General features: G+C 73.8%; 15 protein-coding genes and 1 pseudogene. 11 read left to right on the top strand and 5 right to left on the bottom strand.

Features of this window, described 5'->3' with window-relative positions:
* Window positions 1–187: 187 nt before the first annotated feature.
* The gene (locus tag BBK14_RS15200) at window positions 188–1,075 is read left to right on the top strand and encodes a siderophore-interacting protein (protein WP_071063084.1); all 888 of its coding nucleotides are present in this window, start codon (window positions 188–190) and stop codon (window positions 1,073–1,075) included.
* A gap of 231 nt (window positions 1,076–1,306) precedes the next feature.
* Complete coding sequence (locus BBK14_RS15205; protein ID WP_071063086.1) at window positions 1,307–3,526, top strand: NADP-dependent isocitrate dehydrogenase; 2,220 nt, start codon at window positions 1,307–1,309, stop codon at window positions 3,524–3,526.
* A gap of 190 nt (window positions 3,527–3,716) precedes the next feature.
* Here BBK14_RS15205 and BBK14_RS15210 read toward each other — a convergent pair whose 3' ends face one another.
* The gene (locus BBK14_RS15210; protein WP_071063088.1) at window positions 3,717–4,787 is read right to left on the bottom strand and encodes an aromatic ring-hydroxylating oxygenase subunit alpha; all 1,071 of its coding nucleotides are present in this window, start codon (window positions 4,785–4,787) and stop codon (window positions 3,717–3,719) included.
* A gap of 784 nt (window positions 4,788–5,571) precedes the next feature.
* On the opposite strand from BBK14_RS15210, the gene BBK14_RS15215 reads away from it, so the two are divergent.
* Entirely contained in the window at window positions 5,572–5,811 is a 240-nt protein-coding gene (locus BBK14_RS15215; protein WP_020461788.1) for a hypothetical protein, read from the top strand.
* Between the two features lie 103 nt (window positions 5,812–5,914).
* Here the strand turns inward: BBK14_RS15215 and BBK14_RS15220 are convergent, their stop codons facing one another.
* Window positions 5,915–6,940 carry an alpha/beta hydrolase fold domain-containing protein gene (locus BBK14_RS15220; RefSeq protein WP_071063090.1) on the bottom strand — a complete coding sequence of 342 codons (1,026 nt, stop codon included), beginning with the start codon at window positions 6,938–6,940 and terminating at the stop codon, window positions 5,915–5,917.
* 313 nt (window positions 6,941–7,253) lie between these two features.
* Window positions 7,254–8,690, bottom strand: a complete 1,437-nt coding sequence (locus tag BBK14_RS15225; RefSeq protein WP_071063092.1) for a P-loop ATPase, Sll1717 family — start codon at window positions 8,688–8,690, stop codon at window positions 7,254–7,256.
* Window positions 8,691–9,115: 425 nt separating this feature from the next.
* On the opposite strand from BBK14_RS15225, the gene BBK14_RS15230 reads away from it, so the two are divergent.
* Complete coding sequence (locus BBK14_RS15230) at window positions 9,116–10,162, top strand: NAD(P)H-dependent amine dehydrogenase family protein (protein WP_071063094.1); 1,047 nt, start codon at window positions 9,116–9,118, stop codon at window positions 10,160–10,162.
* A gap of 103 nt (window positions 10,163–10,265) precedes the next feature.
* Here BBK14_RS15230 and BBK14_RS15235 read toward each other — a convergent pair whose 3' ends face one another.
* Window positions 10,266–16,346, bottom strand: coding sequence for a type I polyketide synthase (locus BBK14_RS15235; protein ID WP_071063096.1), 6,081 nt, complete (start codon window positions 16,344–16,346; stop codon window positions 10,266–10,268).
* 639 nt (window positions 16,347–16,985) lie between these two features.
* On the opposite strand from BBK14_RS15235, the gene BBK14_RS38940 reads away from it, so the two are divergent.
* The 7 genes and pseudogenes from BBK14_RS38940 to BBK14_RS41315 all read left to right on the top strand — a co-directional run.
* On the top strand, window positions 16,986–17,507 hold the full coding sequence (locus BBK14_RS38940) for a hypothetical protein (protein ID WP_071063098.1): 522 nt from the start codon (window positions 16,986–16,988) through the stop codon (window positions 17,505–17,507).
* A 198-nt stretch (window positions 17,508–17,705) separates the two neighbouring features.
* Complete coding sequence (locus tag BBK14_RS15245) at window positions 17,706–18,578, top strand: vWA domain-containing protein (protein ID WP_020461782.1); 873 nt, start codon at window positions 17,706–17,708, stop codon at window positions 18,576–18,578.
* The gene (locus BBK14_RS15250) at window positions 18,575–19,408 is read left to right on the top strand and encodes a protein phosphatase 2C domain-containing protein (protein ID WP_071063100.1); all 834 of its coding nucleotides are present in this window, start codon (window positions 18,575–18,577) and stop codon (window positions 19,406–19,408) included. Before BBK14_RS15245 ends, BBK14_RS15250 begins: the two co-directional genes overlap by 4 nt.
* Before the next feature lie 26 nt (window positions 19,409–19,434).
* Window positions 19,435–21,354, top strand: coding sequence for a protein kinase family protein (locus BBK14_RS40135; protein ID WP_071063102.1), 1,920 nt, complete (start codon window positions 19,435–19,437; stop codon window positions 21,352–21,354).
* A 223-nt stretch (window positions 21,355–21,577) separates the two neighbouring features.
* A complete protein-coding gene (locus BBK14_RS37800) occupies window positions 21,578–21,763 on the top strand; it encodes a hypothetical protein (protein WP_131802326.1) in 186 nt (61 codons plus the stop codon).
* An 8-nt stretch (window positions 21,764–21,771) separates the two neighbouring features.
* Complete coding sequence (locus BBK14_RS15260; RefSeq protein ID WP_071063104.1) at window positions 21,772–22,968, top strand: FAD-dependent oxidoreductase; 1,197 nt, start codon at window positions 21,772–21,774, stop codon at window positions 22,966–22,968.
* Between the two features lies 1 nt (window position 22,969).
* Window positions 22,970–23,068, top strand: a pseudogene (locus tag BBK14_RS41315) (hypothetical protein); the annotation flags it as partial.
* Between the two features lie 42 nt (window positions 23,069–23,110).
* Here BBK14_RS41315 and BBK14_RS15265 read toward each other — a convergent pair.
* Complete coding sequence (locus BBK14_RS15265) at window positions 23,111–24,388, bottom strand: MFS transporter (protein ID WP_071063106.1); 1,278 nt, start codon at window positions 24,386–24,388, stop codon at window positions 23,111–23,113.
* Window positions 24,389–24,466: the final 78 nt, after the last annotated feature.

Raw genomic sequence — 24,466 nt, forward strand, 5'->3', positions numbered from 1 at the left:
GAGAGCGGGGGCTCTGACCTGCCGGTGTGTGGCGTCGGCCGATCCGGCCAATGCGCCTCTTCCGACCGTTTCCTAGGTTAGGCTTACCTAAATTTCGGCGTTCGTGGGGCGGGAAGACCCGCGGTCCAGCTCCGCTCCCATCCTCGCTGAGCGTGCGCCGTGACGCAGCCGATCGAGGAGCTGAACCGTGGCCACTCTGCGTGAGTCCATTCGTGCCGCGTCCGCGCGGCGGGCCGGCCGCATGATCCAGTGTGAGGTGGCGGTCGAGGCCGTCGCCGTGGTCTCGCCGTCCTTCCGTCGGGTCACGGTGCGCGGCGACGGGCTGTCGGCCTACATCGACCCGCTGCCCGCCGACGCCTTCCGACTCTTCCTCCACCCGCCCGCCGCGGCCGGCACCGGCTCCGGGGCCGACGCGGGCGCGGCCGGGCCGGATGATCGGGCCGAACTGTCGAGGGCCTTCACTGTGCGCACGTTCGACCCGGCGGCGAACCGGCTCACCTTCGACGTGCACCGGCACGGCTCCGGGTCCGCCGCCGGCTGGCTCGACCGCCTGCGGCCCGGCGACACCGCGGACCTTCTCGGGATGCGGGTCGAGTTCGCCCCGCCGGAAGCCGGCGCGCCAGCGCGGACCAGCACCGCGATCCTCGTCGCCGACGGTAGCGGGCTTCCGGCGGTCGCGGCCATCCTCGCCGCGCTGCCCGCCGGGCAGCCGGCAGTGGTTCTCCTCAGCGGTCTCGTCGAGCAGGATCTCGGGCTTCTGCCGGAACGCCCGGGCGACGACCTGCGCCTGGTGCCCGCCGGCGGGCTGCCGGCCGCGGTGCGGGCCCTGACCAGGCCGGACGGTGGCGCGCTGGCCTTCGTCGCGGCGGAGGCGAGCGAGGTCCGGGTGATCCGCCGCCTGCTCGCGGAGGATCTCGGCGTGCCGCGCGGTGACCTGCGGGCCTCCGCCTACTGGAGGGCCGGTGAGACCATGGAGGAGGCCGACGCCGCCGCGGAGCTCCGGTACGCCGAGGCGGCGGCGCAGGGCCGCGACCTCTCCGACCCCGCCGTGCTCGAGGAACTGGCACTCGCGTAGCGCGCCGCCCAGCCGCACCGGCCACCCGGCCCGGTTCACCGCCCTGGCGGTGGGCGCCGGGTCGCGCAGGTCGCAAACGGTGGCACGGCGCACCCGCGGGCGGCGACAGTGGATGGCCGGGACGAGCGGCAACGCACGGTGCCACATGCCTCTGCGCAAGGATCAGAGGCTCGGGACGGGCAGGGCATACCTTGATACGACACGAAGTAGTAGACGTGAAGCGGAGTATCGGTGACTGATTCGGTGATCATCTACACCCAGACGGACGAGGCGCCGGCTCTGGCGACGTACTCGTTCCTGCCGGTGGTGCAGGCGTACGCGTCGACGGCCGGGGTCAGTGTCGTCAGTCGCGACATTTCCCTGGCCGGGCGGATCATCGCCAGCTTCCCGGAGTACCTCGAGCCGTCCCAGCGCATCGACGACGCGCTCGCCGAGCTCGGCGATCTGGCCCGCACGCCCGAGGCGAACATCATCAAGCTGCCGAACGTCTCGGCGTCGATCCCGCAGCTGCGGGCCGCGGTCGTCGAGCTGCAGCAGCAGGGCTACGCGCTGCCCGACTACCCCGACGACCCGAAGACCGACCAGGAGCGGGAGGTCCGCGCCCGCTACGACAAGATCAAGGGTAGTGCGGTCAACCCCGTGCTGCGCGAGGGCAACTCCGACCGCCGGGCGCCGGCGTCGGTGAAGGGCTACGCGAAGGCGCACCCGCACCGCATGGGCGCCTGGAGCGCCGAGTCGAAGACGAACGTCGCGACCATGGACGCCGACGACTTCCGTTCGACCGAGAAGTCCGCGGTGATCGCCGCGGACGGCGCCCTGCGCATCGAGCTGGTCGGCGACGACGGCACCACGACCGTCCTGCGCGAGTCGGTACCGGTGCTCGYGAGTGAGGTCGTCGACGCCTCCGTCATGCGGGTCGGGGCGCTGCGCGAGTTCCTCACCGCGCAGGTGGCCCGGGCCAAGGCCGAGGGCGTGCTGTTCTCGGTGCACCTGAAGGCCACGATGATGAAGGTCTCCGACCCGATCATCTTCGGCCACGTGGTGCGGGCCTTCTTCCCGGAGACGTTCGCCCGGCACGGCGCGGTGCTCGCCGCCGCCGGCCTGACCCCCAACGAGGGTCTCGGCGGCATCTTCAAGGGGCTGGAGGCGCTGCCCGAGGGCGCCGAGATCAAGGCCTCCTTCGCCGCCGAGCTCGCCGCCGGCCCGCCGCTGGCCATGGTCGACTCCGACCGGGGCATCACGAACCTGCACGTGCCCAGCGACGTCATCGTCGACGCGTCCATGCCGGCGATGATCCGCACCTCCGGCCACATGTGGGGGCCGGACGGTGCCGAGGCGGACACCCTCGCCGTCCTGCCCGACAGCAGCTATGCCGGCATCTACCAGGCCGTCATCGACGACTGCCGCGCGCACGGCGCCTACGACCCGGCGACGATGGGCTCGGTGCCCAACGTCGGCCTGATGGCGCAGAAGGCCGAGGAGTACGGCAGCCACGACAAGACCTTCGAGATCCCGACGACCGGCACCGTGCGGCTCGTCGACGGGGCGGGCACGGCGGTCCTCGAGCTGACCGTGAGCGCGGGTGACATCTTCCGCGCCTGCCAGACCAAGGACGCCCCGATCCGCGACTGGGTGAAGCTCGCCGTCACCCGGGCCCGCGCCACCGGTAACCCGGCCGTGTTCTGGCTCGACGAGACCCGCGCGCACGACGCCCAGCTCATCACCAAGGTCCGGACCTACCTGGCCGACCACGACACCACCGGGCTGCAGATCGAGATCAAGGCCCCGGTCGACGCGATCACCTTCTCGCTGGAGCGCATCCGCCGCGGCGAGGGCACCATCTCGGTGACCGGCAACGTGCTGCGTGACTACCTGACCGACCTGTTCCCGATCCTGGAGCTCGGCACGAGYGCGAAGATGCTCTCGGTCGTCCCGCTGATGAACGGCGGCGGCCTGTTCGAGACCGGTGCCGGCGGGTCGGCGCCCAAGCACGTGCAGCAGCTCGTCAAGGAGAACTACCTGCGCTGGGACAGCCTGGGCGAGTTCCTGGCGCTGGCGGTGAGCTTCGAGCACCTCGCGCAGCGCACGGGCAACGCCCGCGCCCAGGTGCTGGCCGACACCCTCGACCGGGCGACCGCGACGTTCCTCAACGAGGACAAGTCGCCCACCCGCCGGGTCGGTGGCATCGACAACCGGGGCAGCCACTTCTACCTGGCGATGTACTGGGCCCAGGAGCTGGCCGCGCAGACCACCGACGCCGCGCTCGCGCAGGCGTTCGCCGGCCTGGCCGAGAGCCTCGCGGCCCAGGAGAAGACCATCGTCGACGAGCTGCTCGCCGTGCAGGGCTCGCCGGCCGACATCGGTGGCTACTACCAGCCCGACCCGGCCAAGGCCGCGGCCGTGATGCGCCCGTCGAAGACCTTCAACGAGGCCATCGCGACGCTTGCCTGATCTGCCGGCCTGACCACGTGTCAGGAGCGGGACGTCAGGAGAACGTGGGTCAAGGGAAAGGGCCCGGGCTCCGCACGGGCCCTTTCCCTGATCGTTCCGACCTCCCGCGTGCGGGCTCGCCGCCGGACCGGCTTCCGCCGGTGCGAAGCGGCCGCCGCCGGCACGGGGCGGTTGTCGTCCGCGCGGGCCGCTAGCGGCCGAGCGCGTCCTCGAGAACCTCGTGCCGGTGGTGCAGGCCGGGCTCGTTGCGCCCGAAGACGAGGTCCGCGCGCGCGCCCGAGGCCATGCTCGCCTGCACCTGGGCCGCCAGCGCGTAGTCCTCGTCGCGGACGGCGTTGTGCGCGTAGTCGAAGATCGTCTCCGCGGTCTCCCGGGTCGCCTCGTCGGTGAGGTCCATCGGGGACGCGTTCTGGTGGTAGGTGATCGAATGGCCCGGGCGCTCGCCCGGGTACACCCGGAACACCTCGCCGTTCGCGACCGTCACGGACAGGACGATGTTGGGGAACAGGGCGTAGATCAACACGAAGTTGTTCAGCGGCTCCCACTCCTCCTCCGGCTTGTCCGCCAGGTCGGTGATGTGGTTCATCGGGAAGACCAGGCGGTGGTGCGGCCCGTAGGAGTCGAACAGCGCGCAGTTGCTCTTGTTGATCAGCGCGAACGTGTCCCGGTGCACCGACGCGAAGTGGTAGCTCTCGGCGAACGTGTCGAGCGCGAGCTTCCAGTTGACCGGTGAGTCGATGACCTTCTCGCCCACCGGCGCCCACGACCCGATGTTCCAGGACGCCAGCTCCGGGCCCAGCTCGCCCAGGTGCGCGTCGATGTCGAGCGGCCCGGCGGCCGGGTCCAGCCCGACCCACAGGAACCCCGCGTTCTCGGCGGCGGGCAGCTCGGTGAGCCGCGCCTGACCGTTGAGTGTCGCGGGGAAGCCCTCCCGCCCCGGACCACCGACGAACTCGCCGTGCGCGTCGTACGTCCACGCATGCCAGGGGCAGGTGAACCGCTGCGCCACGCCGCAGCCCTGGGCGACCTGAGCCTGCCGGTGGGCGCACACGTTCTGGAAAGCGCGCACCGTTCCGTCATCGCCGCGCGTCAACAGCACGGGGACGTCCATCACGGTCTTTGTGCAGTAGGTTCCGGCCTCGGGCAGCTCGGAGCTGTAGCCCACGAGCTGCGGTGAACGCCGGACGACTTCACGTTCCAGTTCGAAACGTTCCCGGCTGGTATAGGCCGTCGCCGCCACGCCGCCTTCCGTCGGCGTCATGTCGGTTGTATTGTCGGTCGCTATTTTCAGCGCCCGTCGCGTGAGGTCGACGAGCTCGTGGCGGTCGATGTGAGCCCTCCCAATTCGATGACGGCATCATCCCGCGCGCGGGGCGGCGGGATGGGATCAGGTAGACAGAATTGTATGTGCTCACCACCAACGGTCTTTACTCGGGCTAAGTCACCATCCCGACAGGAAGGGGTGCACTGCCGTGCGTCACGGCCAGGTGCGGCGAAAGTGGCCGGCGCGGGCCCGGTGCCGGCAGTCGGCACCTGGGTGGGGGTGACCCCGCCGGAGGTGATTGCTCCGTCGTGCCAGGCACTCCTACCCCCGGGTGTCCCGTTGAGCGGGACGTCAGCCGGTGTGCTGGCGGGTCCGCCGCCGCGGGGAGGGTCGGGGCGGCGGCGTCCCGACGGCCGCCGACGGGCCGCCCCGCCGGCCCTGACGGACGGCCCGGCCCGCCCCCGAGGCGGGGGAGAAACGCGGCCCCGCCCGTGGCGGGGATTCTCGATGGGATTCGGCGTCCCGTGACGTGGGTCACGACAATCGGCGGTGAGTGACCCGCGCCACCTCGGGGTGTCGGTTCCCCGACGCTTCCGTCGGGGTTGTGTCCCACGGCATAGACGTGGCCCACATTGTAGTGCGTCCGACCCCCGAAGGTGCGGCCGAGGTCACGTCCTCAGTATGGATTATCGCGCCGTCGCGGCGGCATTATTAATAGCGACGGCCGAAATCCAGCCGCCCGAAATCCAGCCGCCACTGAGGATGCTTCAGGGGGATTGACGTGAACCTCACCAGCTCCGACCGTCCGGGCCTCTACCAGAAGCTTGCCGCCCGCCGTGCCGTCCGCCGTATGCGCCACGAGTTCGATCTCGTCATCAGCTCGACCGAGACGCCCGCGGCGCGGCAGGAGATCCAGGCGATCTACACCCGGCACAACGCGGCCAGCGGCCCGTCGGTCGTCCCCGGCCAGCGCAAGGTGGATGACTCCGAGGTCAGTGCCGACGCGACCGAGCGCGACTGACCAGGTAGCCACGCCCCAGCTCCAACTACCCACTCCCACCACCAACCCTGGACGGCCCCCGTCGCTGCGTGAGCCGGCGGTCCGTCCTCGGGCCCCCGGCGCCTCAGTCGCGGCCGTGCAGGGCGGCGCGGAGGGCGGCCACCGTCTCGGGTGAGGCGGCGCGCCGCCTGGGCGCCGGCTCGGGGGCCGAGCCGGCGACGACCTGCAGCCGCGCCGGGACACCGGCGGAACGCAGCGCGTCGGCGTAGGCGACTCCCTGCTCGCGCAGGCGGTCCCGCTCCTGGACGCAGACGTACGCCGGCGGCAGCCCACGCAGGTCCTCGGCCCGCGCGGGCGCCGCGTACAGCGGTACGCCGTCGGTTCCCGCCCGGCCCTCACCGAGGTACGCGTCCCAGTGCACGGCGGTGTCGGCCCGCCGCGCCGCACCGACGGAGCCGCCGTCCGCCCCGGCGCTGTCTGTTCCGGCACCGGTCGTTCCGGGACGGTGCTCGTGGCCGCCGCCGAGCGCGTCGCCGAGGCCTACGGGGGCCGCCGCCAGGCTCGGCACCGCGCGCCGGTCGTCGAGCTCGGGGAAGTCCAGGCACTGGAAGCACAGTGCGGGCCCGCCCCGGTCACGGGTGAGCAGCGCCAGCGCCGCGGCCAGGCCCCCGCCGGCGTGCGCCCCGTGCACGGCGATCCGGTTCGGATCGACGCCGAGCCGGTCAGCGCGGGCCGCCATCCAGCACAGGGCCGCGTAGCAGTCCTCGAGCGCGGACGGATAGGGATGCTCGGGGGCCAGCCGGTAGTCCACCGCGACGACGACGGCACCGACGGCCCGGCTCAGCCCGATGTTGGCGCGGTGCTCCGTCCCGAGGCCGCCTGCGACGAAGCCGCCGCCGGGCAGGTGCAGGACGGCCGGGGTGGGTCGGGCGACACCGACCGGCGTGTAGATGCGCACCGCCACGTCGGGGGCGTCCGGTGGGCCGGGTACGCAGGTGTCGGTGATGTTGACCCCGRTCAGGTCGATCTCACGCGTGGCGGCGAGCATCAACTCGGCCGCGCGGGCGCGCGTCGCGGTGATGTCGTCGACGGTGACGTGCGGCGTGATCTCGACCAGCGAGGCGAGTTCGGGATCGAAGCGGTACGGCATCGCATCCTCCAGCACACGTGTCGGGCACTCGCGGTCTGACGCGCCCCCCGCTCGTCCAAACCACGCCCAATGTTCACCCCTGGAAGCCCCTCAGGATGCCCTTAGTGCCGTTGTTTTGACGGATCGGCATTCCGCGCACCGCCCGGACGGACATCTTCAGGTGGTGCGTGCCGTGCTGCGCGTAACTGGTCGCCGACGGCCTGGTCGCGGCTGGGCCGCCGGGTGGGCACTACTCAGCCGTGCCGGCGCGGCACGGTGGGCCACCCGTGGTGCTCCGTGCTCGGATCGATCTTCACCCGGCCGGGGCCGACCTTCAGTCCAGGGTTCCCACGTACTGCCGGAACATCGGATGCACGGCGAAGGTCGAGACACCCCTGGTCGAGGTGAGGGAGTCAGCGCGATCGCTCCCCGCCCACGATGCGGACAGCACTGAGTGGTCGCGGATGAAACCCACGTTCCACAGTGTCTCCAGCAGATGGTCGGGATCCCGGTCGGAGATCCACTTCGTGGCCTCCCTGCTGGTCCGCACGGCTCCCGTCGCGATGTCCAGCAGCAGGTACTCGAGGTCGTCCCGGGCCCAGACCGCCGGGCGACCGCGGAACGCCTCGAACACGCTGAGCAGGCCCGGGTGCTGGAACCGGTACTCGGCGGCGATGTCGCGGGTCCGCTCGCCGGAGTAGGTGGCTTCCACGGCGAGGATGTCGCGCCGCGCGATCCGCTGGCCACCGGCGGACCGGTTCTGGCGCGCGTGTTCGAGCGCGTGGCTGCAGTACTGGATGATCTCGCGTGGGCGGCGCAGCGAGCGGTCGACGATGTAGCGGAACGACCAGCGCGGATCGCGGAACACCGCCGCCCAGCACTCGTCGTCGCCCACACCGCTCAGCCCGGGCACGGTGTGCCGGATACGGCAGGCGATCAGCTGCCACAGGTGCGGCTCGTCCCACCGCACCACCTCGATCAGGTCGCGGAACTTCTGCGCGTCGTCGTAGAGGGCGGGAATGTTGTCGTAGAGCTCCTGGCGCAGCGACATGAAGACGTGCAGGTGCGGCGAGAGGTCGTTCAGCGACATACATGCCTGGAAGAGACCGGCGACGAAGGCCTGCGCGTCCTCGCTCGCGTCCCAGCCGCGGTCCAGTTCGTCGACCAGGACGGTGACCCCCGAGCGCGCGCACAGACGGCTCAACGGCTGGATCAGGTGTTCCAGCTCCTGGAGTTTGTAGAGGCGCTGGAGCTCCGTCGTGCGGATACCGGCTTCGAAGCTTCCCAGCTTCACCGACTCGATGCGGCGCAGATAGGAGACGAACGAATCCAGCGGGGTTACTGCGGCGCCGCGGTGATTGTCGCGCAGGTAGGCGTATATCTGGCTCTCGGCGCCGCGTCTTATCCGGCCGTGCCGTTTCGTCAGCTCCTTCATGATGAGCACGAGCAGCAGGTATTTCCAGGCCACGGCGTACGCGCCGAGCTTGGCCCACGCGCCGTCGGCCTCGCGGGTCATCGCCCCGCTGAGGAATTCGTACGAGTAGTCCTCGGGCGCGAGCTCGATGACCGAGGCCCCGCGGTCGCGGTGCCGGCGGGCCATGGTCTTGAGGATCGCGCTCTTGCCGGCACCCCGGTTCGCGACCAGGATCGTCTTCGTTCCGGTGTTCATGTTGCGGTACGCGGCCGACTCGATGAAGTAGGCGTCGAGCCCGCGCCTGATGTCGCGTTCGGCGGCCGGCGCACCGAAACTGAGGTGGCTGAAGTCGGGCACGCGGCCTCCCGTGCTTCCGTCGGTTCCCGCTACGAGAGCCTAGACGGGCGAGGGCCGCTTCAGTAGTGAAATATCCAGAGGGGCGACAATCGTGGACGGCTGCGGCACAGTGGCCGGGTGGAGACCGATGCCCGGGGGACGGCCCGGTCGTCGGGCTGGACGGGCTCTTGTGGGTGCCACGCCGCCACCGGACGTACCGGCCCGTCCGGTGGCCAGGACCAGGGTCTGCGGAAGCTTGTACGGTCCGTGCCCCGCTGTTATACAAGTGTTCAGCGGCGGGGCTGGTGGATCAGGAGTTTCCGGTGACGTGAGACGGAGCGGATGTCCCGCTCCCGGTGTCGGCGGCGTCGAAGGTGCGGCCGGCCGCGGGTCCGACGCCCGTATCGGGGCGGCAGGGCGCTTCGACCGAGAGGACGGGCAGGCGTATGGAAAGGCTTCGTGTCATCCAGTGGACCACCGGAAAAGTGGGCAAGCTGACGTTACGGGCGATACTTGATGATCCGCGTCTGGACCTTGTGGGTGTGTACGCCTGGTCGGCGGACAAGGCCGGCACCGATGCGGGAACGCTGTGCGATCGGCCGCCGTGTGGCGTCGCGGCGACCAACGACATCGACGCCTTGATCGCGCTCAAGGCGGACACCGTCGTCTACACCCCTTTCATGGCCGATCTCGACCATGTCCTGCCGCTGCTTGAGGCGGGAATGGACGTGGTCAGCACCAACCTGTTCTTCAACGTCGGCGGAGTCAAGGGGGAGACGAAGGAGCGGCTGGAGGCCGCCTGCGCCCGCGGGAACAGCTCGCTCTACATCACGGGCATAAGCCCCGGGTGGATCAACACGATGGTGACGGCCATGACCGGCGTGTGCCGGGACGTACGGAAGATCTCCATCCTGGAGGCCGCCGACTGCTCCGTCTACGAGTCGAAGGAGACCTGGGAGGCCATGGGCATCTCCCTGACCGGCACCACACCGCAGATCGCCGACATGGCGAAGCTGTGGATGATGCCGGCCGAGGAAGCGGTGCAGCGCATGGCGCACGCCCTGGAATACACGCTCGACAGCGTCGAGTTCTTCCTCGGCTACGCCACCGCCTCCCAGACGGTCGACCTGGGCTACATGACCATCGAGAAGGGCACGAACGCCGCTGTGGAGGTCGGCTGGAACGGCAACCTGAGCGGCAGCACGGTCATCCAGATGAAGTTCCGCTGGTACCTGACCAAGCATCTGAACGAGGACTGGGAGTTCAACGACGACCAGTACCGCGTGGTCATCGACGGGGAGCCGGGGATCGACACCCGGATCCGCTTCATCCCGCCCGAGCACTGGGGCAACCACGAGTGGGACACCATGACCGCCCTGCCCGCGGTCAACGCCGCCTTCAACGTCAAGGCCGCAAGGCCCGGGATCCTGCACCTGACCGACGTCGGCCTGCCCCGCGCGCCAGCCGGGCAATGGCATGCGGCACGGGAGTGAAACCCGGCGGACGGTGTGACGGATGGTCCAGGCCGGGGGCCCGACAACACCCCCGGCCTGGACCGGGTTCGGGCCGGCGTGGGGGCATGGGGCTTTGGCGGCGTCAGCGGACAGCCGTCCCGCTGGCGACAGTACGGGCCGGGGACCGGCGTGCGTGGAGGTCGCCGAGCCAGGCGTGGACCGTGCGCGCTGTGGAGCCGGCGTGCTCGTTCATCATCGACTGGTGGTCGCCGGCGGTGTCCCTCGTGTCGAAGGCCAGGTCCCATTCGTCCGCCCAGCCGGTCACCGGGCCCGCGGGGTCCGGGTCGGCCCGCTGCCCCGGCATGCGCTGGACCGCGCGGACGAGGACGATCGGCGCACGCACCGACGTGGGTTTCCATCCTTCGAACAGGTCGAGGTAGGCGCCCTGCGCGGTCACCTGGGACTCGGTCATCAGCGCGAACGCCTGGTCGTTGACGGCGATGCCGCGCAGCTCCTCGGCGATGTCGGCCTCGGGGATCCGGTCGCCGGGCAGCCAGGTGTCGAGCAGGACCACGGCGCTCGGGTGGATGCCGCGTGCCTCCAGCCGCGCCGCGACGGCGTGTGCCAGCCAGCCGCCGGACGAGTAGCCCGCGAGCGCGACCGGTGTGTCGGGGAAGTGCGCGGCCACCGTCTCGGCGTGCAGGTCGACCACGAGATCGGCGGTGGCGGGCAGAAGCTCGCCGTCGCCGAAGCCGGGGTGTGCCAGCGCGTGCACGGCGCGGCGGCCGTGCAGGTGCAGGGCGAGCCGGGCGAAGGTGTGCGGCCCGGACGGCGCGACCATCGACGGCAGGCAGACCAGCGCCGGCCCGGCCGGGCCGGACGCGAGGGTGACCGGACGTGGCCGCCTGGCCAGCTCGCTCGGCGCGGTGAACGTCGACCGCAGCTTTGCGGCGGCGCGCAGCACCCCGACCCCTTCGGCGAACTTGCCGTCGGCGCACGCCTGCCGGTAGAGCCCACGGACGCCGACCGGCTCCGCGCCGCCTACGGCGGGGACGCCGGCGGCACTGGCACTGGTCGAGGTCCAGCCGGTCCCGGTTCGGGTGCCGCTCCCGACCGCACCGACCGCGCCGGTGGCGCCGGTGGCGCCGGGCGCGGGCCGGCTGGCGAGCAGGGCGTGGAGGTGGTCGGCGAGGTCGGCGACGGTGGGGTGCTCGAAGACCGCGGCGGTGGCGAGCGCGACCCCGGTCGCACCCGCCAGCCGGCGGCTGAGCTGCACGGAGGCCAGCGAGTCGAAGCCCAGCTCGAGGAAGCGGCGTCCCGTCTCGACCTCGTCGGCCTCACGGTGGCCCAGCACCGCCGCGGCCTCGGCCCGGACGAGCTCGCGCAGCGCCCGGCCCCGCTCCGCCGCGGGCAGCGCCGCGAGATCATCACCCGGCTCCGCGCCATCACCGCGCGGCGCCCCGGTGAGATCCGCGGGCTGCGTTCCGGCGGCGGCCGGGGAGGCGGCTTCGTCGGCGGTGGCGCGTAGCTCGTCGAACAGGCGTGAGGGCCGGGCGGCGGTGTAGGCGGGCAGGAACCGCGCCCAGTCGACATCGGCGACGGTGACCGGGCCGGGACGTCCGGTGCCAACCGCCTGGGCCAGGGCATCGATGGCCCGGTCGGGGGTGAGTGGGTTCAGGCCGCGGCGGTGCAGGTAGTCACGGCGGGCCGGCTCGGCGCCCATGCCGGCCTCGGCCCACGGGCCGAACGCGACCGAGATGGCCGGGTGCCCGCTGGCGTGCCGGAACGCGGCCAGCGCGTCGAGGTAGGCGTTCGCCGCGCTGTACGGGGCCTGGCCGCCGCTGCCCCAGGTCGCCGAGACCGACGACAGGAACACGAGCGGGATGGTCCCAGCGGCCTCGTGCAGGAGCTCGGCGGCGCCGGCCTTGGGCGCGAGCACGGCCGCGATCTGGCCCAGGTCGAGCTCGGGCAGCGCGGCCATGGGGCCGTCGACGCCCGCGGCGTGGACGATCGCGGTGAGCGGGGCCTCGGGATCGGCGGCGAGCTCGCGGACGAGCGCGGCCAGCTGACCTGTGCCCGTGCCCGTGCCCGTGCCGGCGGCCGCGGCGGTGCCCGCGTCGGCGGCGGAGGCGTCGCAGCGACGGACGACGGCCTGGACGCCGAGGGCGGTCAGCTCGGCGCACAGCTCGGCCGCCCCGGGCGCGTCCGGGCCGCGGCGGCTGGCCAGGATCAGCCGGCGGGCTCCGTCGCGGGCGAGACGGCGGGCGATCCGGGTGCCGAGAGCGCCGGTGCCTCCGGTGATGAGCACAACCGCTCCGCGGACGTCCCACGGTGCGGTGGTGACGGGCGTGGTCTCCCGGACCAGGCGAGGTACCAGCAGCCCCGCCGGGCGGGCGGCGAACTGGTCCTCGCCGTCCGGTGCGGTCAGTGCGGCGCCGAGCCAGCCGAGCGTGGTGTCGTCCAGCTCGGCGGGGATGTCGACGAGACCGCCCCAGGCACCTGGCCGCTCGAGGGCGAGGGACCGCCCCAGCCCCCAGAGCAGCGCCCCGGCCGGATCCAGAATCCGGTCGCTGGCCGCCGTCGCGGCTGCGGCCCCGGTCCGGACGGCGCCACGGGTGAGCGTCCACAGCGGCGCGTCCAGCTCGACGTCGTGCAGGGCCTGCGCGAGCGCGCAGGTGAGGGCGAAACCGGTCGTGAGCGCGGGGTGGTCGGGGTGGCGCGTCGTGTCGAGGCCGAGCAGTGACAGCACGCCGCCCCGGCCCGCGATCGCACCGGGCCGGCCGAGGGCGCGCAGGCGGGCGGCGAGGCGGGCCCGGTCGGCGTCCTCGTGGCGCAGTGGCACGCGGAGCACGGTGCCGCCGAGGCGCTCGACGATCCACGAGACGCGGGAGATCTCCTCGCCGGTGACGCCCGCGGGCGGGAGCGGCAGGAGCCAGCGGCCCGTGAGCGGCGGCGGGGTGCCGTCCGTCCCGGGCAGGGCGCCGGTGCTGGGGACGGGCCGGGAGCGCCAGCTGATGCGGTAGCGCCACCCGTCCGGGCCGGGCGCGCCGGGCGGGGCGGATCGGCGGATCGGGTCCGTCCAGTGGTGGCGGCGCTGGAACGGGTAGGTGGGCAGGTGGCGGTGGGCGGGCCGGCGGCTGGCGGCGTGCGGGTTGTTGGCCGCCCGCCACGCGATCGGGGTGCCGTGCGTGTGCAGCTCGGCGAGGCCGATGTGCAGAGCGGTGGTCTCGGGCTGCCCGCGGCGTGCCGCGGTGACCACGCGGGCGTCGCCGAGGTACGGCGTCAGCGTGGGCTTCGGCCCGATCTCCAGGTAGGTGGTGATGTTCTCGGCGTCGGCGCGGGTGACGGCCTGGTGGAACCGGACGGTTTCGCGGATGTGGCGGACCCAGTACGCCGGGTCGGTGAGGTCGACCGGGGCATCCGGGTCGGTGCTCAGACGTCCGGTGAGGGCGGAGGCGATCGGGACGGCGGGCGGGCGGTAGGCGAGCGTGCGGGCGACGGCGGCGAAGCGGTCGAGGACGGGATCCATGTGCGCGGAGTGGAAGGCGTGACTGACGGCGAGGCCGCGGGTCGGGCGCCCCTGCTCGGCCCAGTGCGCCGCGAGCGTGCCGACGGMGTCGTAGTCACCGGCCACGACGACGGCGGTGGGGCCGTTGACGGCGGCGATGTCGACCCGGCCCCCGTACTCGTCGAGGCACCGACGGACCTCGTCCTCGGTCGCGCCGACGGCGGCCATGGCGCCGGGCGCACAGCTCTGCATGAGACGGCCGCGGGCGGCGACCAGCGCGGCCGTGTCAGACAGGGTCCAGACGCCGGCGACGTGCGCCGCGGTGAGCTCGCCCACGGAGTGGCCGAGCAGCAGGTGCGGGGTGACCCCGAAGCTCTCCAACAGCCGGAACAGGGCGCTCTGGTAGGCGAAGAGCGCGCACTGGGTGTACAGCGTCTGGTCCAGCAGGACGGCGGGCGGGGTGTCCGGGGCGGCGAACATGACGTCGCGCAGCGGCTCGTCGAGATGCGGCTCGAAGCGGTCGCACGCGGCGTCGAGCGCGCGGGCGAAGGCCGGGTAGGCGGCGTGCAGCCGCCGTCCCATGCCGTGGAGCTGGCTGCCCTGGCCGGTGAACACCATCGCGATCCGGGCGCCGGCGAGGTCCGCGGGGGTGCTGCCGCGGATGAGAGCGGGCGCCGCCCGCCCGGCGGCCAGCGTGGTCAGCGCCCGAACCAGGTGGGACGCCCGTTCCGTCGGCGGCCCGTCCAGGACGACGGCGGCGCGCGTGGGGAACTGGGCACGCGCGCCCAGGGTGTGGGCGGCGTCGTCGACGGTGACGTCCGGATGGCCGGCGAGGTGGTCGGCGAGGCGGGCGGCGTGCGCGCGCAGCGCCTCGTCACCGCGGGCGGAGAGGATCACCGTCGTGGGCAGGTTGGCCGCCCACTCGGGAGTGTCCCCGCCGCGGACGGCGTCCCGGTCCTCGGCGGCGCCGGTGGGCGCGGCGGTAGGCGCGGCCTGCGCGGGGATGCGGGCCGGGCCGGGGGGCTCCTCGAGGATGAGGTGGGCGTTGGTGCCCGAGACGCCGAAGGCGGAGACGGCGGCGCGGCGCGGCCGCGCGGTGGCGGGCCACGCCGTGGGCTGTGTCAGGAGGGTGAGGGCGCCGGTCGCCCAGTCCACGTGGGGGGTGGGGACGGTGATGTGCAGGCTGGCGGGCAGCGTCTCGTGGCGCAGTGCCTCGATCATCTTGATCATGCCGGCGGTGCCCGCGGCGGCCTGGGCATGGCCGATGTTGGACTTGAGGGAGCCCAGGTACAGCGGCCGGTCCGGAGACCGGCCGGCGCCGTAGGTAGCGAGCAGCGCGCGGGCCTCGATGGGGTCGCCGAGCGGGGTGCCGGTGCCGTGCGCCTCGACCGCGTCGACGTCGCCGGCGCGCAGGCCGGCGTTGGCCAGGGCCTGCTGGATGAGCCGCTGCTGGGACAGGCCGTTGGGGGCGGTCAGGCCGTTGCTGGCGCCGTCCTGGTTCACGGCGCTGCCCGCGACGACGGCCAGCACCGGCAGCTGCCGCGCGCGGGCGTGGGAGAGCCGGGTGAGGACGACCACGGTGGCGCCCTCGGCCCATCCGGTGCCGTCGGCGTCGGCGGAGAACGCCTTGCACCGGCCGTCGGGCGCCAGCCCGCGCTTGCGGCTGAACTCCATCAGCATGGACGGCGTGCTCATCACGGTGACGCCGCCGGCGAGGGCGAGGTCGCACTCCCCGGCGTACAGGGCCGCGGTCGCCAGGTGGACGGCGACGAGCGAGGCGGAGCACTGGGTGTCCACCGTCAGCGCGGGGCCCTCGAAGCCGAAGGTGTAGGAGACCCGGCCGGCGACCACGCCCAGCGCGTTGCCGGTCAGCAGGTGACCCTGCAGTTCGGCGGGGGCGTCGTGCCAGGGCGGGCCGTAGTCCTGCAGGGAGACACCGGTGAACACCCCGGTGCGGCTGCCGCGCAGCCGGTGCGGGTCGATGCCCGCGTGCTCGAACGCCTCCCAGGACACCTCGAGCATGAGCCGTTGCTGTGGGTCCATCGCGGTGGCCTCGCGGGGTCCGATCCCGAAGAAGCCGGCGTCGAACAGGCCGACCCCGGGGAGGAAGCCGCCCTGGCGGGTGTAGGCGGTGCCCGGGTGCTCGGGGTCCGGGTGGTACAGGCCGTCCAGGTCCCAGCCGCGGTCCGTCGGCAGGCCGGCGACGACGTCACGGCCCTGCGCCACCAGCTCCCACAGGGCCTCCGGCGAGTCGGCGCCGGGCAGCCGGCAGCCCATGCCCACCACGACCACGGGATCGGCGCCGCGCCCGCCCCCCTCTGCCGGTGCGGCCGGCGTGGGCGCGGGCGCGGCGTCGGCTGCCTCCTCGCGCACGCCCAGGATCTCGGCGTGCAGGAACGAGGCCACCGCCTTCGGTGTGGGGCGCTCGAAGAGCACCGTCGCCGGCAGCCGCACCCCGGTCGCCGCGGTGAGCTTCGCCCGCAGGACGTCCGCGATGCGCCGGTAGACCCCCAGCGCGCGCCAGGGGGCACCGCGGTCGACGCCCGCCGAGCCGCCGTGGCTGCCGGTGACCACGACCACGTGGTCGACGACGAGGTCGAGCAGCGCCTCGATCTGGGCGGGTGGCGACAGCTCGGCGAGCCGGGCCCGCCACGCGTCGCGGGCCCGGTCCGCGGTCGCCCCGGAGCGGCCCTGCTCTGGGCGGGTGCTGTCCATCCGAACACTCCTGACGTGCGCAGGCGGGGCGGCTGGGCGCCGCGCCGGGGCGATTTCCCGTGACCTTTTCGGCGGTTCTCGGTCCGTCCGGTGGAGGGAACACGGGCGGGAGAACCGGCTCGGCCCGCGCGTGGAAGTCATCGGGCGGCGCCCGGCGGATATCGGGCCCGGTCGGGACCGCGCACCCCGGCCGGCGAAGAAGCCGACGGAGCGACCACGGGCGAATCGTGCCCCACGTCGGGTATGGGCTCAAAATAGGGATGGCGCCATCGGGCTACGCTAAACGGGGTAACGGGCAGTACTCCGACCCCGCAGCGGCGGGTCATTCCACCCCGCGCCCGGGTGCCGAGATGAGGACGTGCGACCCGAACGCGTGAGACGTTCGGGCCATTGGCTGGCACCGACGGATTGTCGATATCACCATCGATCCGTAGTGTCGCTTTCCGCTGACGCCGGGCGTATCTCTGACTGGCGGCGTCCCGCGCCGGCGGCCGCTGGCGGCTGCTGGGCGGTCCCTCGCCGGCCGGCCCGACGCCGGCGGCCGGGGCCGGTGCGGCCGGTGACCGAAGCCGGTGCGGGAGGCCGGTGAGCGAGGCCGGGACATCACCGCCATCGCCCGACAGAGGAGCGAGGACGCGCATGCGAGAGACCACGCCGCCGGGCGCCCCGGCGGGCACGGTGGGCCCGGCGGGCACGGCGGGCACGGCGGGCGACCAGGCGGCCCGGGGCGGCTGGCCGCGCCCGGCCCGGCGGCTGGCCAGGGCCCTCGGGCGCGGCGGTGCCGGGCGCCTCGCCCACCAGCGATCGCGCATCGAGGTGGGGGACGACTGGCGCCGCTGCGGAGCAGGTGACGGTGGCTGTGGCGTGCTGCTGCCCCTGAGCCAGCAGACCTGCCCCCGCTGTGGCCGGACGAACCGCGAGGACCTGGCGCCGCTGAACGTTCGCAGGCTGCTGCCCACCCACGACGCCTACGAGCACGCCCTGGCGGTCCTGCGGGGAGCCCCGCCGGGACGGGACCCGACAGCCGGCGCGGCACCCGACGCGACGCCCCCGGCCGACGCGACGCCCCCGGCCGACGAGGCGGCCCCGGCAGGTAAGGCGTCCCGCGAGCCGGCGCCGGGCGTGCCGGGATCGACGGACCGCCCCGGAGCACCGCGCTGACCGGTGCTCCGGGGCGGCGCCGCAGGCCGCGCCGAGCCCGCGGGCACCGCTCCCGCGCCGGCGCGGCCCGTTGTTGTCGGGCAGCCCGGACGAGATTCCGGCGCGCATTCATCAAAAGGTGTTACCGGGCCGGGCGCGGACTGTTGTCGAGCGCCACCGGAGCGTCGGAATGGCCAGGAGATATGAAACGATAAGGACATGTACTCCGCCGAGATCAATCGCAAGCAGCCGGCCTGTCTGCTGCTCGTCATCGATCACTCGACGTCGATGGCCGAGACCTGGGCCGGTGGCGCGATGAGCAAGGCAGACCAGCTCGCGCTCGCCGTCAATCGGCTTCTCGGCAACGCCGTGTTGCTCTGCAGTAAAGGTGACGACCGCGTCTACGACTATTTCGAGGTAGGAATTCTGGGCTATGGGCGCGGTGTGTCGCCCGTCCTGTACGGCTCGAGCGCGAGCCGGCCGCTGCTGCCCATCAGCGAGGTCGCGCTGAACCCGAACCGGGTCGACCATGTGCTGCGCCGGATCTCCGACGGCGCCGGTGGCCTGGTCGAGGTGCAGACGCCGATCCCGGCCTGGGTCGACCCGGTCGCGGACGGCTGGACCCCGATGGCAGAGGCGCTGACGACGGCCGCCTGGATCGTCGACGAGTGGTGCCGGGGGCACGCCTCCAGCTTCCCGCCGATCGTGGTCAACGTCACCGACGGTCAGAGCACGGACGGTGACCCGCGGATCGCCGCCGCCCGGGTGCGGGCCGCCGGCACGGCGGACGGCGACGCGCTGCTGTTCAACGCCCACCTGTCGGCCACGGCGCGCAACGCCGTCACCTTTCCCGACGACCGGGCCGATCTGCCCGACGACTTCGCCCGCGCGCTGTTCGACATGTCGAGCGCGCTGCCCCCCACGATGGTGGCGGCGGCCGGCAGCCTGGGATATCCCGCCGGCACGGGCTCGCGGGGATTCCTCTACAACGCCGACGTCACCGCGTTGATCGAGTTCCTCGACATCGGGACCCGCGCGGTCACGCCGACCGGCCTGCGTGACCTCACCGTCGGGCCGCGGTCGGCGGGATGACCCCGCTGCCCGCCACGGCGACGTCCGCGCGCCCGGCGACGTCCGCGCGCCCGGCGACCGCCTCGCCGGCGCCGTCGCAGCCGGCACCGCCGCCCGCGCCGAAACCCACGCCCATGCCCTCGGGAGCGGCCGTTGTTCTGGCGGCTACAGCCCACTCGGTGGCGAGGCTCGGCCGGTCGCCGGCGGAGAACGAGGACAGCTGCGCGATCCGGCCGGAGCTCGGCCGGTTCGCCGTGGCCGACGGGGCGTCGACCTCGGCCCGACCGGAGGTGTGGAGCCGGCTGCTGGTCGACGCCTACGCCCACGACGGGCTCGACCCGCTCGCTCCCGACGTCCTGCGTGCGCTGCGCGAGCGCTGGTGGGCGCAGGTGAGCCGGCCGGGGCTGCCCTGGTTCGCGCGGGCGAAGCTGCAGTCGGGCGCAGACGCGTCTTTCCTCGGGCTTTCCGTCGACGTCGCGAACCAGAGTTGGACAGCGACGTGTGTCGGTGACTCGTGCGTGTTCCACCTACGCGACGGGGAGACGCGCTCGGTGGGCCCGGTCGGGCGGTCCAGCGACTTCACCCGGTTCGCGGAGCTGGTCGGCAGCCACGGCCCGTCCGCCCCGGAGCCGACCCTGCTGACCGGTGAGCTGCGGCCTGGCGACGTGCTCGTCCTCGCCACCGACGCGCTCGCCCGGCTCCTGCTGCACGCGGCCGAGACCCGCGGCCGGATGCCGTCGCCCTGCTGGCTCGCGCAGACCGCCGGCCGGTTCTCCCGCGCCGTCGCCGCCTACCGGCACCACGGGTACCTCGCCGACGACGACACGACGATCTGCGTGGTGCAAGCGTGAGCCCGCGCCGGCCCGAGGGCATGTGAATGAAACTGCCAACCCTGCTCGACTACCAGCAGGCCGTCCAGATCCCGCGGCTGTCCTTCCTGGACGACCAGCTGCGGGAGAGCGTGCCGCGGCTGACCCCGCTGGGCATGCCGGCGGTCGCCACCGGCGGGTTCGCCCTGACCTTCGACGTCAGCCTGGACGGCCGGCGCCACGCCGTGCGCTGCTTCCACCGGCACAGCGACAACCTGGAGCTGCGCTACGCCTGCATCGCCGAGTTCGTCCGCTCGGCCGCGCTGGACTTCCTGGTCGGCGTGGACTACCAGCCGGCCGGGATCCGGGTGCGCGGCCACTGCTGGCCGATCGTGCGGATGGAGTGGATCGACGGCGCGCGGCTCGACGACTGGGTCCAGGAGAACCTGGACCGGCCCGCGCACCTCGACCGGGCCCGGCTCGGCCTGGGTTTCGCCGTCGCCGAGCTGCGCCGCCGCGGTGCCGCGCACGGCGACCTGCAGCACGGCAACATCCTCGTGCTGCCGGACACGTCCGTGCGGCTCGTCGACTACGACGGGATGTACCTGCCGGGGCTGAGCGGGCTCGGCGCCTCCGAGCGGGGCCACCGCAACTACCAGCATCCGGACCGCTCGAACCAGTACGACGTCACGCTCGACCGCTTCGCCGAAGAGGTGATCACGGTGTCGCTCGCCGCCCTCGCCCGGAATCCGGGCCTGTGGCGTGAGTTCAACACCGGCGAGAACCTGATCTTCTCGGCCGCGGACTTCGCCGACCCGTCCGCCTCGGCCCTGTTCGCCCGCCTCGAGCGGATGCCCGGGGTCGCGGCCGCCGCGCGCCGGCTGCGGGACGCCTGCCTGGTCGACTTCCAGGACGTGCCGGCGGTGCTCGACGCCGACGCGCTCGCTCCGTACCGGTCGGGCGCTCCGTACCGGTCGGGCGCGGTGGGCGGGGCCGGCTGCGCCGGGGTGACCGGCCCGGCACTCGCGGCCGGCCCGGCGCCCGCGGGCCGCGCGGCGCCCGCGGACCGTTCAGCGCTTCCGCCGCATCCGGTGCGACCTGTGCGGCCGGCGCGGCCGGCTGGTCCGGTGCCGGTGGGCGGGCACGAGGCGGTGACACGGCACCCGCGTCCGGCCGGCGCCGTGGGTGTGGTCAGCACGGTGAGCGCGGCGCGTTACCTGCGCACCCGGCCGCTGCGGCCGGCCCCGGTGCCCGTCGGTGGGCCCGGGGTGCTCTCCGCTCTCGACCGGGCCGGTCTGCTCGCCCGCCGGGGGGAGGAGATCACCGTCGTCGGTCGGGTCGTCCGGGTCCGGCAGCTGGAACGCACCGGCATGATCACGGTCCTGGAGTTCGGGGACGACCGTGGCGGCGGCTTCAGCGTCGTCGGGTGGGACCGGGTCAGCAGGGAGCTCGTCGCGACCCACGGCGACCCTGCGCGGCTCGCGGGCACCTGGGTGCGGGTGATCGGGCAGTTGGCCGTGGACGACCGGGGGAGCTCGTTTCACGGGCCCACCGCGACGTCGCCGGCGCGGCTCGTTCGGCCGACCGGGCCGAGCTGGTCCAGCCAGTCCAGCGGCTCGGGCCGCGACGGCCGCGACGGCCGGGGGAGCCGCGACGGCCGGGGGAGCCGCGACGGCCGGGGGAGCCGCGACGGCCGGGGGAGCCGCGCCGGCAGCGGGAGCCGGGACAGCCGGGGGGGCCGATCCGACGCTGCCGCCGGGCGGCCGCCCGCGCCCCGGATCGAGCTGCGCAGGGGGAGCCTGCTGCGGGTGCTGACCGAGCGCCAGGCCGAGAGCCTGCTGAACCGGCCCGGGACGGTGCCCGCCGCGCCCGCGACCCGCTCGGCCTACGGATCGGGGCCGGTCCTGCCGCCCCGCCGGCCGATCCCTCCGCCGCCGGTGCCGGGGCCGACGCTGACCCGTTCGCCGGCGTGGCGCGGGTGGAGCTGACGGCACCGCGGGCCCCCGCGATCGTGGTGCCCCTGGCCCGGACGGGCGGTGTCCGTATAGCCCGGGACTAGTCCCTCCCCGGGACTCGAGAAACCCCTGCCACCAGGGAAAACACACCCCGATCGGCGTACCGCCCGGGGCCTGTCGGGCCCCCCACGAGGCGGTGCCGAGAGCGCTGCGGCGATCTGTTCGCGGGCCGGCCCCGGCCGGCGGCGAATTCCTGATGACGGCCGTCCCTGACCCGACGGCCGTTGCCGCGCAGAGCGGCCCCGCCGCCCTGACCCCCGCGGCGGGGCCGCACCCCCCGCCCGCTCTGACCCCCGCGGCGGAGCTGCACCCCGCCGCCCTGACCATCGCGGCGGGGCCCCACCCCCGCCCCGTCCGAGTGGTCACCTATTCGTGCGGATAATTAAGCGCATGGGGATGGCTGGTCGGCGGGCGCTGGTGATCGGTGGGGGCATCGCGGGACCCGCGGCGGCGATAGCGCTGGCCCGGGCCGGCATTCTTCCCACGGTCTTCGAGGCCGACGCCGACCCGGAGTCCGCCGGCAGCCTGCTGCTCGGCGTCGCCCCGAACGGCCTGCGCGGCCTGGAGCTTCTCGGTGTCCAGGGCCTCGACGAGGCCGGGCACCTCTCGGCGGGAAACCATTTCGTCGACGTCCACGGCCGCCACCTCGGCACGATCGAGGCGCCTGCCCGGGTGATCCGCCGCAGCGAGCTGCGGCGGGTGCTGCTGCGGGAGCTCGACCGGCGCGGGATCCCGGTCGTTCCGGCGAGCAGGTTCGACTCGGTCGACGACCGGGGCGAGGCCGGCGTCCGCGCCTACTTCGCCGACGGCTCCAGCGCCGTGGGCGACTTCCTGCTCGGCTGCGACGGCCTGCGCTCCCGGGTGCGCCGCCACGTCGCGCCCGAGACGCCCTGGCCGACCTTCGCCGGCCTGGTGACCGTCGGCGGGTTCGCGGACCGCGTCGGCCGCTCGTACAAGACCGGCATGCTCGAGTTCACCGTCGTCGGCACCGGGACGTTCATCCACTACGGCACGGCGGGCGGTGAGGTGATGTGGGCGATGTCGATGGTGTCCGTCGACCCGTGGCCCTCACCGCGCACCGACGCCGGTCAGGAGCAGGTGCGACGCCGGCTGCTCACCCAGCTCGAGCACGCCCCCGCCCACCTGCGGTCGGTCGTGGAGGCGACCGACCGGCTCGAGCGGCTCCCGCTGTCGGTCCTGGAGCCGGTCGGGACCTGGTACCGCCGCAACGTCTGCCTGCTCGGGGACGCCGCCCACGCCATGCTCCCGCACGCCGGCCAGGGGGCGTCCATGGCGATCGAGGACGCGATCGTGCTTGGCCGCTGCCTGCGCGACGCCCCGACGGCCCCCATCGGCTTCGCCGCCTACCGGGCGGCCCGCGCCGAGCGGGTGGCGCACGTCCACCGGCTGGCCCGACGCAACCGGCCGCGCACCCCGCCGCYGAACGCCCCCGCCCGCTGGATGCGCGACCACATCGTCCCGGTGGTGATGAAGGTCGGCCTGCGCCAGATGGCCGCCATGTACGACTACCGGATCGCCTGGGACGAGCCGTCCCCCGGCCGCGACCCGCTCTCAACCGTCTTCTGACATCCAGCCACCCGCTGTCTACTCGATCATCGCGTTGCGGCTGCTCGGCTACGACCTGGACCATCCGGTGATCAGGACGACCCTGGAGACACTCGACGCCTACACCGTGACGCTCCCCGACGAGCGGGCCCGCGGGCGGCCGTCAACGCGGTCGGTCGGTGCCCCTGGTGAACAGGGCGACGCACAGGACGAGCAGCGGGCCGCAGACCAGCAGCCCGGCCTCGGGCCCGACGAGCGTCCACAGCCCGCCGGCGGTGATCGTCGCGACGACCCGGCCGGCGCTCTGCAGCCCGGACAGCGCGCCGAACACGGCCCGGTGCGTCTCCGGCGGGGTGAGCCGCCCGGCGCCGGTGTACTCGGCGGCGTCGACCGCGCCCGCGGCCGTCCCGGCGAGCAGGAAACAGACCGTCATCGCGGTCAGGTCACCCTCGCCGGCGAAGGCGAAGCCGGCGTAGGCGCCGAGCAGGAAGGCCGCGCCGGTCGCGATCACCCGACCGGCCCCGAACCGGTCGGCGAGCCGGCCGCCCCACACCGCCGCGGCGGCCGAGGACAGGTGGAACAGGCCGTAGAGCACGGCGACCACCTGGAGCTGGCTGAGCCGTCCGGAGCCGTCGGGCAGCAACTTGCTGGCGCGCAGCAGCAGGAGCACGGCCGCGATGTTGGACGCCTCGTAGCAGGTGATGCCGAGGGCGAGCCGGCGCAGCGGCGGCTGGCGCAGCAGCGAGAGCTGGGGTCGGGTCTGGGCTGGGATGCCGTGGTCGAGCGTGTCCCGCCCGCGCAGGGTGCCGTGCGCGCTCACGGCGACCGCGGCGACCACCGGGACCAGCGCGAGCAGGATCACCGTCCGCACCTCGACGAACGCCAGCAGCAGCGCCGCCGCGAGCGCGCCGAAGGCGGCGCCGAGGGCCCCCACCGAGCGCTCGAGGCCGAGCCGGGCACCGAGCTCGCGCGGCGCGGAGGTCGAGCTCGCCACCTCCAGCAGCGGCGGGGTGCCCAGGCCGCGTGCCACCCACGACCCCGACCGGCACGCCCCGGCCTGCCAGACGGCGTTGCTTCCGGCCAGGAAGGCGGCGGCGAGCGCCAGCCCGGCGTTCCCGGCGACGGTGAACGGCCCGCGCAGCCCGGGCCGGCGGTCGGCGAGCTTCGTCGCGCCGGCACGGGCCGCGCTGCCGCCGGCACGCCCCGCCGCCTCGATCCCGGCGAGCGCGATCGGCGCGGCTCCCAGCGTCCCGGCGATGAACGGTGCGACCACCGCCGTCGTGCTCTCCAGCCCGACGGCGGAGAACAGCAGCGGCAGCCGGGCATGGGTGAGCGAGGCTGCCCGCCCGCCGGCCGGGGCGACGGGCGGGGCCGTCGCGGGGGAGGCGGGAGACCCGTCGTCTGCGCGGCCTCGCGGCGCGGCGGGAGGCGAAACCGACACGCCGGGATCGTACGGTGCTTTCCGTTCGCAGGTGACAGGACCTGCGATGTAGTCGCAGGCCGGGCAGGCGCGGGCCGG

Origin of the sequence: Parafrankia soli (genome assembly GCF_001854695.1) — a bacterium.
Classification (GTDB): domain Bacteria; phylum Actinomycetota; class Actinomycetes; order Frankiales; family Frankiaceae; genus Parafrankia; species Parafrankia soli.